Origin of the sequence: Streptococcus sp. DD12 (genome assembly GCF_001578885.1) — a bacterium.
Lineage (GTDB): Bacteria > Bacillota > Bacilli > Lactobacillales > Streptococcaceae > Streptococcus.
Genome location: NZ_KQ969495.1, coordinates 815,355 through 830,059, shown reverse-complemented (window position 1 = coordinate 830,059; position 14,705 = coordinate 815,355). Strand labels below are relative to the sequence as shown.

Genomic DNA, 14,705 nt, shown 5'->3' with positions numbered 1-14,705 from the left:
CTCGGGGCAAGTCCCCCAAAAAGAGCTTGCTCTAACGCAAGCCTTACTGACTGATCAGACAGGTCAAGTTTTTGTTGCCGACTATGGCAATCAGCCAGATTTCTTTTCTGCCCTGAGTCGCCTCTTGACACAAATCACGGGTGATGACTACGCTTATGCACAAGAAGATGGCCTAGGTCAGGTGACGAAAAATGGTAGCCTAGTCTTAGCTTTTGCCTTGGAACTGGGAGCGGTTCAAGAAAAAAGTCTTCCTCAAAAGCTCTTGATTGCTACGCGTAACGAAGGGAAAACCAAGGAGTTTGCAGAACTTTTTGGCGCCATGGGTTACGAGGTGGAAAACCTCAATGCCTATCCTGACTTGCCAGAAGTGGCTGAGACAGGCATGACTTTTGAGGAAAATGCCCGTCTTAAGGCGGAAACGATTGCCAACCTAACCGGTCAGATGGTTTTAGCGGATGACTCCGGTTTGGCGGTTGATGTCCTCGGTGGGCTTCCAGGTGTGTGGTCGGCCCGCTTTGCAGGTCCTGATGCTACAGACGAGGCCAATGTCGCAAAACTCCTCCATGAGTTAGCGACAGTTATCGACCGTGACAAACGCTCGGCTCATTTCCATACCACCTTAGTGGTTGCAAAGCCTGGTGTGGAGAGCTTGGTGGTTGAGGCGGATTGGCCAGGAAGCATCGCTTTTAATCCAAAAGGTGATGGTGGTTTTGGCTATGACCCAATCTTTGTCGTCGCAGGTACGGATAAGACGGCTGCGGAGTTGAGCCCTGACGAAAAAAATCAGCAATCTCACCGCGGCCAAGCAGTTAAACGGTTAATGGAGGTCTTTCCAGCATGGCAAGCCAAACTTTCTTAGTCATGAGTGATTCCCATGGGGATCGCGCAATCGTTGAAGAACTAAAAGCAAAATACCAGGGACAGGTGACGGCCATTTTTCACAATGGAGACTCCGAACTCTCTGGCAACGACCCATTATGGTCTGGCATCCATGTGGTCCAAGGGAACTGTGATTGGGAAGGGCCCTATGCTCCTACAAACCTTGTGACTTATGGTGATGTTACCATTGCTCAAACCCACGGCCACCTTTATGGCATTAATTTTGGTTGGGAGCGCTTAGATTTATTTGCTCAGGAAGCCGATGCGACGATCTGCCTCTATGGCCACCTGCATGTGCCAGCAGCCTGGCGCAATGGCAAAACGATTTTCATCAACCCTGGGAGTGTCTCTCAACCTCGTGGGGAAATAGCTGAAAAACTCTATGCTCTCGTGACGGTAACAGAGTCTACCATCACCGTTCGTTATTACACGCGTAACCACCAGGAATATCCGGCTCTAACCAAGGAATTTAAACGATGATTCAATCGGAATTTGAAGATTTTATCCAAAAAAGACGTGGTCATCTGATGACAGCAGTAGAAGACTTAGCCCTTTTTATTGATACACACAATGTGGAACACGTCATGTTATTACTTGCCAATGTTGGTTATAGTCGAGTGCCAGTAATCTCAAAGGACAAGATTTATTTGGGAACCATTGCTATAACAGATATTATCCGCTACCAAAAAGAGCATGAGCTTAGCCAGGAACAAGTGGCGGGGATGGATATTGCCCTGATGGTTAACCGACAAATGGAAACCCTAAAAGAAGATTACTCACTTGAAGAAATGATGCACAAGATGGTCGATGCCCCTTTTTTACCCGTTCTAGACGCGTCGGACCATTTGCTTGGCATCATTACCCGAAAATCTTTATTAAAAGTTATGAATGCACTATTGCATACTGTAAAAGGAGAATAAACAATGACGTCTTACATTGAAGAATTTATACATGAAAAACAATTAGCTGAAAACTCTCAAAGTTCTTATCGCTATGACTTGCTAGCTTTTGAGCGAGAAACTGGTGAAGCAGAAGCATTGACAGCAGCCAAGGTTCGTGCCTTTGAGAAAAACTTGGACCATTTTAAACCTTCAGCTGCTCGGAGAAAACGTTCAACAGTCAACCAGTACTTGGTTTACCTTTTTAGAAAAGGAATTGTCAGCGAACTGTTTAACCTTCCAGATGTGATTCGGTTGCCTAAGAGTGACAATCTGCCTGAAAAGCAAGACACATCTATCTATTACAAGGAAAATGAAGACAAGTTAGGGCAACTGTTGATTTTATTTGTTTTGGAACTCGGATTGACCCCAACAGAAATTTTGACCATCGAAGTCAAAAATGTGGATTTGGATTTCAAAACATTGATTGTGGAAACTCGTGGTAAGGTTCGGGTGCTCAATTTGACTGAGACACTCTTGTCTCGTATGGAAATTCCTGAAAACCACAAAACCTATTACTTTGAGAAATCAGGGACACGTTACTCACGCCAATGGTTCTTTACCCATATTTCTAACTACCAAAAAGTCTTGGGGATTACACCAATGACGGCGCAAGAGCTCCGTGAGCAATATATTTTACGCTGTGTTGAAGAAGGTGTCGATATCCACGAACTTGGACGTCGTTTGGGCTTGAAGTCACCGATTACTATTGAAAAATATTACGTCAAGTAATGGATATAAAGCTGAAAGATTTTGAAGGTCCTCTGGATCTTCTTCTGCATTTAGTCTCCCAATATAAGGTGGATATCTACGATGTGCCCATCACTGAGGTCATCGAACAATACCTGGTTTACATTGCGGGTCTACAGGCCATGAAATTAGAAGTTGCTGGGGACTATATGCTGATGGCCAGTCAGCTCATGCTCATCAAAAGTCGCAAACTCTTGCCGACAGTTGTAGAGACTGTGGATGCGGTTGAAGAAGACCCAGAGCTAGCCCTTTTAAATCAAATCGAAGCTTACCGCCAATACAAACTCTTATCGGAAAAGATGGATGAACAACATCAAGATCGCGCAAAATGCTATGCCAAACCGAAAACAGAGTTGATTTCAGAAGAAGTAGTTCTCAATCAAGACAAAAATGTTCTCGATATTTTCATGGCCTTTTCCAAGGTGATGACGCAAAAACAGGAAATCTTGACCAATAGCCATACCGCTATCGCTCGAGAAAACTTTCGCATCGAGGACATGATGGCGCGGCTCGAAACGGCTTTAGACGAGGCTGAAGAACTGCACTTGGAGGCCCTATTTGAGTCTTGCCATAGCAAAGATGAAATGATTACCCTGTTTCTAGCGACACTTGAGTTGGTCAAGCGCCAACAGGTGTTTGCCCAGCAACTTGGTCAAGCCATTGTGCTCAGAAAGGTAGAGGAGTCTCATGACACCCATAGCTCAGATTGAGGCCCTTTTATATGTGGCCGGCGAGGAGGGCTTAACGCTTCGCCAACTATCCGACATTTTGGACATGCCACCAACAGGTCTGGTCCAATCTTTAGAAAGCTTAGCCGCAAAATACCAAGCTGATCCCAATTCTGCCTTTAGTCTTTTGGAGTCAGCCAACAGCTACAAGCTGGTAACCAAAGAAGCTTTTGCGCCTTTGTTACACGATTTTTCCAACTCCCCTGTCAACCAAAGTTTATCCAGGGCAGCCTTGGAGACCCTGGCTATCATTGCCTATCGCCAACCCGTCACCCGAGCAGAAGTGGATGATATTCGTGGGGTCAATTCAAGTGGGGCGATTACGAAGCTTCTGGCCCTGCATTTGATTCAAGAGGCAGGAAAAAAAGAAACGCTAGGGCGTCCAAACCTCTATGCGACAACGGATTATTTCTTGGATTATCTAGGGATAAATAGCTTAGATGAGCTGGTCGATGCGAGTAGCTTGGTGCTGGATGAAGATAGCCAGCAGATCTTATTTGAAGAGGAAAAAACAGATGCGGATTAATAAATTTATCGCTCATGCCGGTGTAGCCAGCCGCCGCAAGGCCGAAGAACTCATACGTCAAGGGCAAGTGACCCTCAATGGACAAGTCGTGAAAGACTTAGCCACCCAGGTGGCCTCGGGGGACCGCGTCGAAGTTGACGGTCAACCCATTTACAACGAAGAGAAGGTTTATTATCTTCTCAACAAACCGCGTGGTGTGATTTCCAGTGTATCAGATGAAAAAGGGCGAAAGACAGTTCGGGACCTCCTATCTGATGTGTCGGCCCGTATCTACCCGATTGGTCGCTTGGACTGGGATACCAGTGGCATTTTACTGCTGACTAATGACGGGGATTTCGCTGATCATATGATGCACCCCAAGCATGAGGTGGATAAGGTCTATCGGGCTCGCCTGTCAGGTATTGCCAACAAGGAAAATCTGCGTCCCTTGACCAGAGGCCTGGTGATAGATGGGAAAAAGACCAAACCGGCCACCTATGATATCGTGCGTGTTGATCGTGACAAAAATCGGTCGGTTGTGGAGTTGACCATCCATGAAGGACGCAACCACCAAGTCAAAAAGATGTTTGCAGCAGTTGGTCTGCCTGTGGATAAGTTATCACGGATCCGCTTTGGACACCTGGGGCTAGAAGGCCTCCCAGTCGGCCAGTATCGTAAATTATCCAAAAAAGAAGTCAGTCAACTGCATGAGTTAGCCAAAGGGTCATGAAAACCATTATTCTATTTTTTGTCAGACTTTATCAAAAGGGGATATCCCCTTTTTTGCCAGCTTCGTGTCGCTATCAGCCAACTTGTTCCGAATACATGGCCCAAGCCGTTAAAAAGCACGGTAGCAAGGGCCTTATCATGGGAATAGCCCGTTTATTACGCTGTCACCCATGGGCCAAGGCTGGTGCGGATCCTGTTCCCGACCATTTTAGCCTCAAGCGACAGCCAGCCGCCGACAAGGACTTGTCAAAATTTTAAATTAGGACTATAATGCTACTATTATGCACAATTTAACCCACATTCTAAGGAGATATGCCTGTGATTGAAAAGTTAAAGTTACTCTTATTGGGAAAACCCTTAGCAGACGATCGAGATGATGAAGGGCACCTGCTTGGAAAGACGCAGGCACTCGCCATGTTGTCGAGTGACGCTTTATCCTCTATTGCTTATGGGCCACAACAGGTTATTTTGGTTTTGACAGCCGTGTCTTCTGCGGCCATCTGGTGGTCTTTACCTATTGGTCTGATTGTCTTGGTGCTCCTAGCCAGTCTGACCATCTCCTACCAACAAGTCATCCATGCCTATCCCCAAGGGGGTGGGGCCTACGTGGTGACGACAGAAAACCTTAATCCTAGTTTAGGACTGGTCGCTGGTGGCAGTTTGTTGATTGATTACATGTTGACCGTGGCGGTTTCTGTCTCCTCTGGGGCGGATGCGATTACGTCAGCTTTTCCAGCTCTTGCCCCTTGGAATTTGGGGATTGCCATTTTTCTGACCCTCTTTCTCATGTACCTCAATTTACGTGGTGTCAGTGAGTCGGCTAAGTCATTGATGGTACCTGTTTACTTTTTCATCGCAGCCATTCTCTTTATGATTGGTTTTGGTTTTATCAAAATTGCAACAGGTCAAATTCCTTATCAGGCAACAGCCCATATCGGAGCAGTGGTGCCCAATGTTAGTCTGATTCTGCTTTTACGGGCTTTTACAAGTGGTTCGGCTTCCTTAACAGGGGTTGAAGCCATTTCCAATTCGGTGCCCTTTTTCAAAAAGCCCAAAGAAAAAATGCCGCTAAGACCCTAGGGATTATGTCCTTGCTCTTGGCTCTCATGTTTTCAGGGATTACCTTTTTAAACTATTATATGGGCTTGGTACCGACCAGCAATATCACGACTTTGGCGCAAATCGCTAAGGGCATCTTTGGCCAATCAGCCCTAGGCAATGCTTTCTTTTATGTCTTTCAGTTGTCGACGGCCTTGATTTTAGCGGTAGCTGCTAATACCGGTTTTTCAGCCTTTCCCATGTTATCCTTTAACATGGCCAAAAATAAATACATGCCCCACCTCTTTATGGAAAAAGGCCAACGCTTGGGTTATTCCAATGGGATTATTGCCTTGGCCTTGGGGTCGCTCATCCTTCTCTTGATTTTTGAGGGGTCTACTGAGGCCTTGATTCCCCTTTATACCATCGGTGTCTTTGTCCCCTTTGCCTTGTCACAAACAGGGATGATTGTCCATTGGAAAAAAACCATCGGTCGAGGTTTTTTACGCAAGTCCGTTGCCAATATCATCGGTGCTTCCATCTGTTATCTGATTGTCGCTATTTTATTAGTGACTCGCCTCACGGATATTTGGCCATTCTTTCCGATTGTCGGAATTTTGATGGCGGTCTTTTACTCCATCAAACGCCATTATGATAATGTGGCTTCTCAGTTGCGTTTGACTGAAGAAGTAAAAAACATCGCCTATACTGGTGGAAATACAGTCTTGGTCTTAGTGGGAAATGTAACCCAGGCCAGCATTCGCGCCATTAACTACGCGACTAGTATCGGTGACCAGGTCATTGCCATGCACGTATCAACCAAGGAAACTCAACATAAGGACCACGAGGTCGAGCGTGAGTTTCGTGAGTATTTCCCAGATATCAACTTTCAAAATATTCAGAGTAGCTATAACGATATTGTTAAGCCGACGGTTGCTTATGTTCAGGCCATGTCTGACAAGGCCCAGGCTGAAAATGCGACCATGACCGTCGTCATTCCAAAATTTGTCCCAAATAAACGCTGGCAAAATATCTTGCACAATCAGATGTCTGTCCGAATTCGGTTGAGCTTGCGCTGGAATGAAAATATTGTGATTGCTAGCTATTCCTACCACTTGAAAAAATAGTGATATCAAAATATGCCTTTTTAAAAACATAAAAAATACTACTCAAAAATCAATGAGTAGTTTTTTTCATTTGTCATGAAAATTAAATAAAAAACATAATCGAAAAGAAGGGGAAGGGCATAAAGAAAACGGATTTTCATTCAGCAATGAGCATATAAATTGACAAAAGGATTAGGATGTTAAATACATAAAAAACCTTAAAAATAAAGCGCTTTCATCTTTATCATAACTTAAAGTTTCCTAAAAAGATTTGCCAAAGAATTCCATCCAATGTTAAGATAAGGTAAAAATTACAAGGAAGGTAATTCTATGTCATTCAAATCGAAAACCCCTCAACATGCAAAACGGCCTCGTTATAGCATCCGTAAAGTATCCACTATTGGAGCTGCCTCAGTCATTGTCGGAAGCTTTACGTTCTTGTCACAAGGAACTGTTTCCGCTGACCAAGTGCAAGCAACACCTGCTGAAGCGGCTGTGACCACTACAGTAACTGCCGATAGCACTAGTGACACGTCAACTGCCTCAAGTGCTGATGCGACTGCAACAAGCACCCCTGCCGTGGCAACAGAAACTTCTGTGGCAACACCAGCGACAGATGCTGCAGGGACTGCAGTAGAAGCAGCACCAGCTACCACAGCAACAACAGAAGCAGCCACAGAAGCAAACACTGACCGGGCAGCGACAGCTGACACAACAGCGGCAACGACAACCAGCCCATCAGCAACAGCTGACACTGCTACAACAAGCACACCAGCAGCTGATACAGCAGCTTCTACAAGCACAGCACCAAGCATCCAATCAACGGTTGAAAAATTGGCAGCTCAAAACCTTTCAACAACTGAATATGTTGAAGGAACAGGCCTTAACCAATTGGCCAACGCTTTTGCCAAGGAAGCTAACTTGGATATCGCTAGCTTGACGGATGACCAAAAGGCAGCCTTGAACAAACTTGTTTTGTCTGAAACGTCTGCAACTGGTCATCAAATGACCTACCGTGAGTTCCAAGACGTTGCAGATACCTTGGTGGCTCAAGACCCACGTTATGCGATTCCATATTTCAAGGCTGACGTGATTAAAAACATGAAAGCTGCTACAACTCGTGATGCCCAAACAGGCGAAGTGGCTGATTTGGACGTCTGGGATTCATGGCCAGTTCAAGATTTGGGAACAGGTCGCGTTTCAGATTGGAATGGTTACCAATTGGTTGTGGCTATGATGGGTGTTCCAAACGCCAACGATAACCACCTTTACCTCCTCTACAATAAATATGGGGACAATGACTTTGATCATTGGAAAAATGCTGGGGCTATCTTTGGTTACAATGTTGATGCCGTAACCCAACAATGGTCTGGTTCTGCAGCGGTCAACTCAGATGGCTCTATCCAACTTTACTATACCCATGTAGACACATCAGATGACTACTCAAACAACCAAATGTTAGCAACCGCTACTTTGAACTTGGCGGTTGAAAATGGCGAAGTTGTCTTGAAATCTGTTGAAAATGACCGTGTCCTTACACCTAAGGGTGGTGACGGCTACCACTACCAAAGCTATGCGCAATGGCGTGAAACCCGCAACGGTATTGACAACATTGCCATGCGTGACCCACATGTCTTCCAAGATACTGATGGCAAACGTTATTTGATCTTTGAAGCGTCAACTGGTACCGAAAACTACCAAGGTGAAAACCAAATCTATAACCTGTCTAACTATGGTGGAACAGCTGAATTTGCAGCTAAGAGCCTCTTTAGCATCTTGGATAACCAAGACATGAAGCTTCGTGCAGAATGGTCAAATGCGGCAATTGGTATCCTTCAATTAGAAGGTGATGAAAAAACACCAACTATCAAAGAATACTACACACCGCTCTTGTCTGCAGCCATGGTCAGTGATGAATTGGAACGTCCAAATGTCGTGAAGTTGAAAGACAAATACTACATGTTTACAGCTTCACGTTTGAACCACGGGTCTAATGACTACGCATGGCAAAAAGCAGACGAAGTGGTTGGTGACAACGTGGTAATGTTGGGCTATGTGTCTGACAACATCACAACAGGATACAAACCACTCAATGGTTCAGGTGCCGTATTGACAGCTTCTGTACCAGCTGACTGGCGGACAGCCACATATTCTTACTACGCTGTGCCTGTAGACGGTTCAGATGACACCATGCTTATTACGGCCTACATGACCAACCGTAACGAAGTGGCAGGTAAAGGCAATAACTCAACTTGGGCACCAAGCTTCTTGGTACAATTCTTGCCAGATAACACCACACGTGTCTTGGCAGAAATGACACAACAAGGTGACTGGATTTGGGATGCATCAAGTAAGACTTTGGATACTGTTGGTACCTTAGCGACAGCTCACTTGCCAAATGAAACCTTTGGTAGCGTTGACTGGGATAAACTTAATAGCTATGGCAACAGCTTGAAAGAGCACCAACCGCTTCCAGCTGAAAAACCAATCGTTACACCAGGTCAAGAGACTAAAAAGATGACGCAACAGATAACAAGACAGATAAAGGTCAAACTAGCCAAACGGTTACAACACCAACGGTTTCTGTTGTTACAAACAATAATGTGACGGTCAATGTGACACCAACCATCACCATCAATACGTCAGCACCAACAGGTGACATCACTATTCCAACTAGTGTAACGGTAACAACCAACGTCACAACTGATGGTGGTAACGGTCAAACAACGACGACTACAACCCCAGCAACTCCAGCAACACCTGCGGCGCCAGCGCAACAACCAGCAACACCAGCACAACAACCAGCAACACCAGCTCCTACGCCAGCGCCAGCTGAACAACCTGCTAAAAACGAAACAAAACAAGAAGCACCAAAACCAGCTTCAACAGTAGACAATAGTGGCACTTTCTATGTCCTCATCTTTGGTTTTGTTATTGCCATTGCAGGGGTGATTGCGATTCCATTTAAGAAATTCTTCTAAGCGATAAGAGGATTCGTTTGAAGAGCTAAATTACTAGGCCATTTGGCCTGACGAGAAAACGGCGATAAGCCGTTTTTTTGTTTGGGAATCTCATTTTTAATTTTACGAAACGCTTTAATTGACAACCTACCTACTAATAGGTAGAATATACTTATCAAAAAAAGGAGTTTCGAAAATGAATTTTAAAACATTAGCAAAAAGCCGTGTATCTATCCGAGATTTTCAAGATAAGCCAGTCGCCAAAGACTTGCTCAAGGAAATAGTAAGTGACGCTCAGCAGGCACCTTCCTGGGCAAACTCTCAACCCTGGAAAGTTTATATTGCCACTGGCGAAACGATGAAAGCCATTCAAGGGGAACATTTAAAAAAATCTCAAGATGGCATTAAAGGCTACTCGGATTTGCCAGTAAAATCCATCAAGGAATGGGGAGAACTTCCCTGGTCAAACATGGAAACTTGGCTGGAATCCGTTCACCAAGATGCCACAATGAAGGAGTTTGGAGAAGCCAATGCGCGCTTGTGGCAGGCACCAAGCATGGCTTATATCACCGTCCCTAAATCAGCTCCTGTATGGTCAATTTACGATAGTGGAAGCTTTGCCCAAACCCTCATGCTTAGTGCAGCATCGCATGGTGTCGATAGCATGGTTGCCTATGAAAATATCAAATACCCTGATGAAATTCGCTCTCACTTGGGTGTGTCAGATGACGAGCTTGTGGTAGCAGGGATTGCCTTGGGCTATCGAAGTCAACACCCGATTAACCAATTTGAAAACTCTCGCATTGAGACAGACGATATTTTGACCATAAAATAGTTTAAGCGCGAAAAAACTGCTATACTAGGGGTATGGCAGTTTTTTTAAGGAGTCACAATGAAAAAAATGAGTGAAACGGAAGAAAAAATCATTCAATTAGGGACGGCATTTATCCAATCTCGTGGGGTTAATGGTTTCTCTTATGCAGAAATTTCAACCGCAATGGGGATAAGAAAGGCCAGTATCCACTATTATTTTCCCAAAAAACAAGACCTGATTGCGAGAGTTTTAGAGGTTTACAATCAAGACTTCAAAGCGAGTTTGGACGCTATCAGGGCCAGGGGAGAGGATTTTTCTCAGAGTTTAGAAGCTTTTATCCAACTCTACAGAAGAAATCTCGAAAGTGGGAACATTTGCCTGTGCTCCATGTTGGCAACCGAACAGTATGCTTTGACTGAGGCAATCAATCAGTCCGTTCAAGAATTTTTCCAATGTAATACCGATTGGCTAAAGTCTCTCTTTGAAGACGAAGGTCTCGTGTCTCAACTAGCTGAGGATTTTTTTGCTACCGTCCAAGGGGCGCAATTAATCACTAAGGCAAGTGGGGATTTAAGTTACTTTGATCAGCTCTTGACAGATAAACTAGCGCGATTAACAAAAAAATGAGGAAAAAATCCTCATTTTTTTAAGGCCTCATTAACAGCTTCAAGGGCGCCTGATAGAAAGCCTGGCGCTGTTGGTGCAAATTCACTTGCTATCCCGACTAATTTATTTTGCCAGCTAGCAGACAGTTGGTTGTTAGCCGATTGGGGATGGTTTAGAGCAAATTGTTGGTCTTGGGAAGTCGCAAGGTAGGCATCCTGTGACCAGTCTTTGATGGTATCGTTTTTTAAATACTTTAAAGTATCCATGCCAAACAAACGGACCAACTGTGCACGTGCTAACTTTTTCAATTGGTTTTGTCCAAGTGCTTGTCTTTTAGCAGAAGGAATCCCAAAAAAGCCAAAGAGAGCGCCAAATTGGTTGGCCTGGTCAGAGATGTCGTGAATCTCGACTAAGGGGCCTAAATGACTCATGGCATTACCCGTCAAACCTTGCTGTCTCCAGAAAGGTTCTGAAAATTCCGCTAGGTACTTGGCATGAGGCGCCATCCAAGTATCTGTGGACAGCCAGTTTTGCTGAATACTGTCAGGTAGCTGAGGACTAAAGGCAATCCTTGTGGCTGCCAAACGTGGCGGAAGGGCTAGAAAAACCTTATCGGCCTGCCACAGCTGTTTGTCAGTTAAGACTTGGATGCTTTCCCCTTTTAAGCTTATCTCCTTTACCCTTTCTTTGAGATGGAGATTTTCTGTGTTTATCCGACTTAAAAGAGCCTGTATTAACTGACTCATGCCACCACTGACGCGTCGCCCATCGGAGAAGGGCCTGTGGTACTGGCCTTTCTCTCCATTGCTTTCTTCATATAAGTAGGTACCTGTAGGTTGGTCAAATGTTTCAAGCCCCAGTTGGTCAATCAAACTAGCTAACAGCTTGTCAAAATCGGGCCAGAACCAGGTCGCTCCTAACTCTAATTCCCAATTTGGCAAGACCTGTAAGCCTTTAGCACGACCACCGACCTGGTCTTTCCCCTCTAGAATCAGGTAATCCTCACCTGCTTTTTCTAGTTGGTAAGCCATATAGAGTCCGCTGAGTCCCGCACCGACAATCAGATGTTTCATACGCTACCTCCCTAAAATTTTTTAACTGAGGGTATTATACCTACTAGTAGGTAGAAAATCAAGAAAAAGCACTCAGGCTAGCTCAGCAAGCCCCAAACAATCAGAACGGACTCGTGTTGAGCTGTTTGGAAGCATGTTAGCTATTTCTTGGGAGGGGCGCTTGAAAACAGCACTTGTAGCAAACCGCATTCATTGAGAAAAAATGATGCCTTTGGCTTTGTTTGCTAAAGCCAGGTCGGCCAGCCTGACTCTGCTCAGCTTTCTTTACTAGTGTCCAATCCTTTGAAAAGGGAAAAACCTTTGGCTGTGTCCTTTCTATACAAGATAGAAAAATAATGTAGAGACTGCTCTGTCTGGGATAGAGTGCCAAATAAGCAGACACTTGAAAAGGAGTTTTTCCTTGCCAGGTAAAAGAAAATAGTCTAAAATGTAACGAGATAGATTACAACATATGCAATTGTAAATTCATCAGACAAAAGGATAAGGCGTAAACCATGACAGAAGCACTAATCGTCGTAGATATTCAAGAAGGCCTGATTGACTTAGGACCTGCAAATAAGGATACTTTTTTGTCAAAGGTGAAAGCAACTATTGCGGCCTTTGAAGCAGCTGGTAAAGAAGTTATTTATTTCCGCCATACAGAGCCAGAAGGCTTCCTTTCAGAAGGGGATGCCAGCTGGGAAGTTTATCATGAGCTGACCCCACGGCCAGAAGACAACATTTTTCGAAAGAATTTTAACAGTATCTACCGCGGAACTGGTCTGAAAGCCTATCTCGATGAAAAAGGCATCAAGAGCTACACGGTTGTAGGTATGCAGGCAGAGTTTTGTATCGATACATCCTTGAAAGTTGGATTTGAATATGGCTTTGAGCAAATTTTGGTCCGTGATGCGGTGACAACCTTTGACAAGGACCAGCTCAAAGCGCAAGCCATCATTGATTTTTATCAGGACCACATTTGGGATAAGCGCTTTGCTGAGGTTTTACCTGTTGAAGAAGTGGTGGCTGCATTAGAATAATAACAGATAGGGCTGACTCCGAGAGGGGCGGCCTTTTTTTGTTTTCATTGTGACATCTATAGACCTTCTAAGTAGAGGGAATCTTGTCTCTTTCAATAGCGACATGGAAGTTTGAGTGTTTTCATCACCTTCTATCAAAATAAGGTGCCATGCCCTCGTATTGACGAATAATTGTCTTTCTAGATAATAGGGGAATTTTTTTGTATAATAAATAGAAGTATTTTATTAGAAAGTGTGGTTACCAATATGGGGACTTTTCAAGTCATCGAACATCCACTAATTCAACACAAATTGTCTATTTTGCGTCGTACAACGACCTCTACCAAGGATTTCCGCGAGCTGGTCAATGAAATCGCTATGCTCATGGGCTACGAGGTTTCACGCAACCTGCCTTTAGAAGATGTGACGATCGAAACACCGATTACGAAAACTGTTCAAAAACAAATTGCAGGGAAAAAATTGGCCATCGTACCTATTTTGCGTGCAGGTATTGGGATGGTGGATGGCTTTTTGAGCTTGATTCCAGCTGCGAAGGTAGGCCACATTGGCATGTACCGTGATGAGGAGACCTTACAACCTGTTGAATATTTGGTCAAATTACCAGAAGATATTGACCAACGTCAAATTTTCTTGGTTGATCCGATGCTTGCGACCGGTGGTTCTGCTATCTTGGCGGTGGATTCCTTGCTCAAACGGGGGGTACCTGCTAGCCAAATCAAATTTGTCTGTCTGGTGGCTGCGCCAGAAGGGGTGAAGGCTTTGCAAGAGGCACATCCAGAGATTGCCATTTACGCAGCTTCTTTAGACGACCACTTGAATGAACACGGTTATATTGTGCCAGGTTTGGGAGATGCAGGCGACCGTTTATTTGGGACTAAATAAGATAAGAAGGAAACTTTTTCTTTGACCTTTTTTGACCAAATGCTATAATAGCTTTACTAAGCTAAATGAATGGAGAAACCTATGATTCCAGTAGTTATTGAACAAACCAGTCGGGGAGAGCGGTCTTATGACATCTATTCTCGCCTGTTAAAAGACCGGATTATTATGTTGACGGGCCCAGTCGAAGATAATATGGCCAATTCTATTATTGCCCAGTTGCTCTTTTTGGATGCGCAGGACAGTAGCAAGGACATCTACCTTTATGTCAACACGCCTGGTGGTTCTGTCTCAGCAGGCCTCGCCATTGTGGATACCATGAACTTTATCAAGTCTGATGTGCAGACAATCGTTATGGGGATGGCGGCTTCCATGGGGACTATCATTGCCTCTAGCGGGACCAAGGGCAAACGTTTCATGTTGCCAAATGCTGAATACATGATTCACCAACCTATGGGTGGTACAGGCGGTGGCACACAGCAAACCGATATGGCCATTGCTGCAGAACACTTGCTCAAAACCCGTCAAAATTTGGAAGAAATCTTGGCGAAAAACTCAGGTCAAGACATCGAGAAAATTCATATTGATGCCGAACGTGATAATTGGATGAGTGCGCAAGAAACCTTGGATTACGGCTTTATTGACGAAATCATGGCCAACAACGAACTCAAATAAGGAAGG

Annotated in this window: 14 protein-coding genes and 3 pseudogenes; 16 read left to right on the top strand and 1 reads right to left on the bottom strand. The window is 44.6% G+C overall.

The genetic code is table 11. The features are described from left to right. Window positions 1-103 precede the first annotated feature (103 nt). The 13 genes and pseudogenes from STRDD12_RS08075 to STRDD12_RS03790 all read left to right on the top strand — a co-directional run. Window positions 104-859: pseudogene (locus tag STRDD12_RS08075) on the top strand (nucleoside-triphosphate diphosphatase); the annotation flags it as partial. After that, window positions 838-1,359: a metallophosphoesterase gene (locus tag STRDD12_RS03845; RefSeq protein ID WP_066915319.1), complete on the top strand. Its 522-nt coding sequence runs from the start codon at window positions 838-840 to the stop codon at window positions 1,357-1,359. The pseudogene STRDD12_RS08075 and the gene STRDD12_RS03845, both read left to right, overlap by 22 nt. Beyond that, complete coding sequence (gene cbpB / locus STRDD12_RS03840; protein WP_066915317.1) at window positions 1,356-1,799, top strand: cyclic-di-AMP-binding protein CbpB; 444 nt, start codon at window positions 1,356-1,358, stop codon at window positions 1,797-1,799. Before STRDD12_RS03845 ends, cbpB begins: the two co-directional genes overlap by 4 nt. Window positions 1,800-1,802: 3 nt before the next feature. Further along, a complete protein-coding gene (xerD, locus tag STRDD12_RS03835) occupies window positions 1,803-2,549 on the top strand; it encodes a site-specific tyrosine recombinase XerD (RefSeq protein WP_066915315.1) in 747 nt (248 codons plus the stop codon). Continuing rightward, a complete protein-coding gene (locus STRDD12_RS03830) occupies window positions 2,549-3,277 on the top strand; it encodes a segregation/condensation protein A (protein WP_066915312.1) in 729 nt (242 codons plus the stop codon). Before xerD ends, STRDD12_RS03830 begins: the two co-directional genes overlap by 1 nt. Further along, entirely contained in the window at window positions 3,255-3,821 is a 567-nt protein-coding gene (gene scpB, locus STRDD12_RS03825; protein ID WP_066915310.1) for an SMC-Scp complex subunit ScpB, read from the top strand. The genes STRDD12_RS03830 and scpB overlap by 23 nt, the downstream gene beginning before the upstream one ends. Continuing rightward, window positions 3,811-4,530, top strand: coding sequence for a pseudouridine synthase (locus STRDD12_RS03820; protein ID WP_066915308.1), 720 nt, complete (start codon window positions 3,811-3,813; stop codon window positions 4,528-4,530). Before scpB ends, STRDD12_RS03820 begins: the two co-directional genes overlap by 11 nt. Next, window positions 4,527-4,787: a membrane protein insertion efficiency factor YidD gene (gene yidD / locus STRDD12_RS03815; protein ID WP_066915306.1), complete on the top strand. Its 261-nt coding sequence runs from the start codon at window positions 4,527-4,529 to the stop codon at window positions 4,785-4,787. Before STRDD12_RS03820 ends, yidD begins: the two co-directional genes overlap by 4 nt. A gap of 60 nt (window positions 4,788-4,847) precedes the next feature. Then, window positions 4,848-6,694, top strand: a pseudogene (locus tag STRDD12_RS03810) (APC family permease). Window positions 6,695-7,003: 309 nt separating this feature from the next. After that, window positions 7,004-9,142: pseudogene (locus tag STRDD12_RS03805) on the top strand (glycoside hydrolase family 68 protein); the annotation flags it as partial. 146 nt (window positions 9,143-9,288) lie between these two features. Beyond that, window positions 9,289-9,654 carry a hypothetical protein gene (locus STRDD12_RS03800; protein WP_156471438.1) on the top strand — a complete coding sequence of 122 codons (366 nt, stop codon included), beginning with the start codon at window positions 9,289-9,291 and terminating at the stop codon, window positions 9,652-9,654. Between the two features lie 175 nt (window positions 9,655-9,829). Next, a complete protein-coding gene (locus tag STRDD12_RS03795; RefSeq protein ID WP_066915299.1) occupies window positions 9,830-10,468 on the top strand; it encodes a nitroreductase in 639 nt (212 codons plus the stop codon). Between the two features lie 57 nt (window positions 10,469-10,525). After that, window positions 10,526-11,074, top strand: a complete 549-nt coding sequence (locus tag STRDD12_RS03790; RefSeq protein WP_066915297.1) for a TetR/AcrR family transcriptional regulator — start codon at window positions 10,526-10,528, stop codon at window positions 11,072-11,074. 11 nt (window positions 11,075-11,085) lie between these two features. Here STRDD12_RS03790 and STRDD12_RS03785 read toward each other — a convergent pair whose 3' ends face one another. Beyond that, window positions 11,086-12,126, bottom strand: a complete 1,041-nt coding sequence (locus STRDD12_RS03785; protein ID WP_066915295.1) for a flavin monoamine oxidase family protein — start codon at window positions 12,124-12,126, stop codon at window positions 11,086-11,088. A 494-nt stretch (window positions 12,127-12,620) separates the two neighbouring features. On the opposite strand from STRDD12_RS03785, the gene STRDD12_RS03780 reads away from it, so the two are divergent. From STRDD12_RS03780 to STRDD12_RS03770, 3 genes are all read left to right on the top strand, one after another. Continuing rightward, window positions 12,621-13,145: a cysteine hydrolase family protein gene (locus tag STRDD12_RS03780; protein ID WP_066915293.1), complete on the top strand. Its 525-nt coding sequence runs from the start codon at window positions 12,621-12,623 to the stop codon at window positions 13,143-13,145. Between the two features lie 246 nt (window positions 13,146-13,391). Next, window positions 13,392-14,027, top strand: a complete 636-nt coding sequence (gene upp, locus STRDD12_RS03775) for a uracil phosphoribosyltransferase (protein ID WP_066915292.1) — start codon at window positions 13,392-13,394, stop codon at window positions 14,025-14,027. Window positions 14,028-14,108: 81 nt separating this feature from the next. After that, window positions 14,109-14,699, top strand: a complete 591-nt coding sequence (locus STRDD12_RS03770) for an ATP-dependent Clp protease proteolytic subunit (protein ID WP_066915290.1) — start codon at window positions 14,109-14,111, stop codon at window positions 14,697-14,699. Window positions 14,700-14,705: the final 6 nt, after the last annotated feature.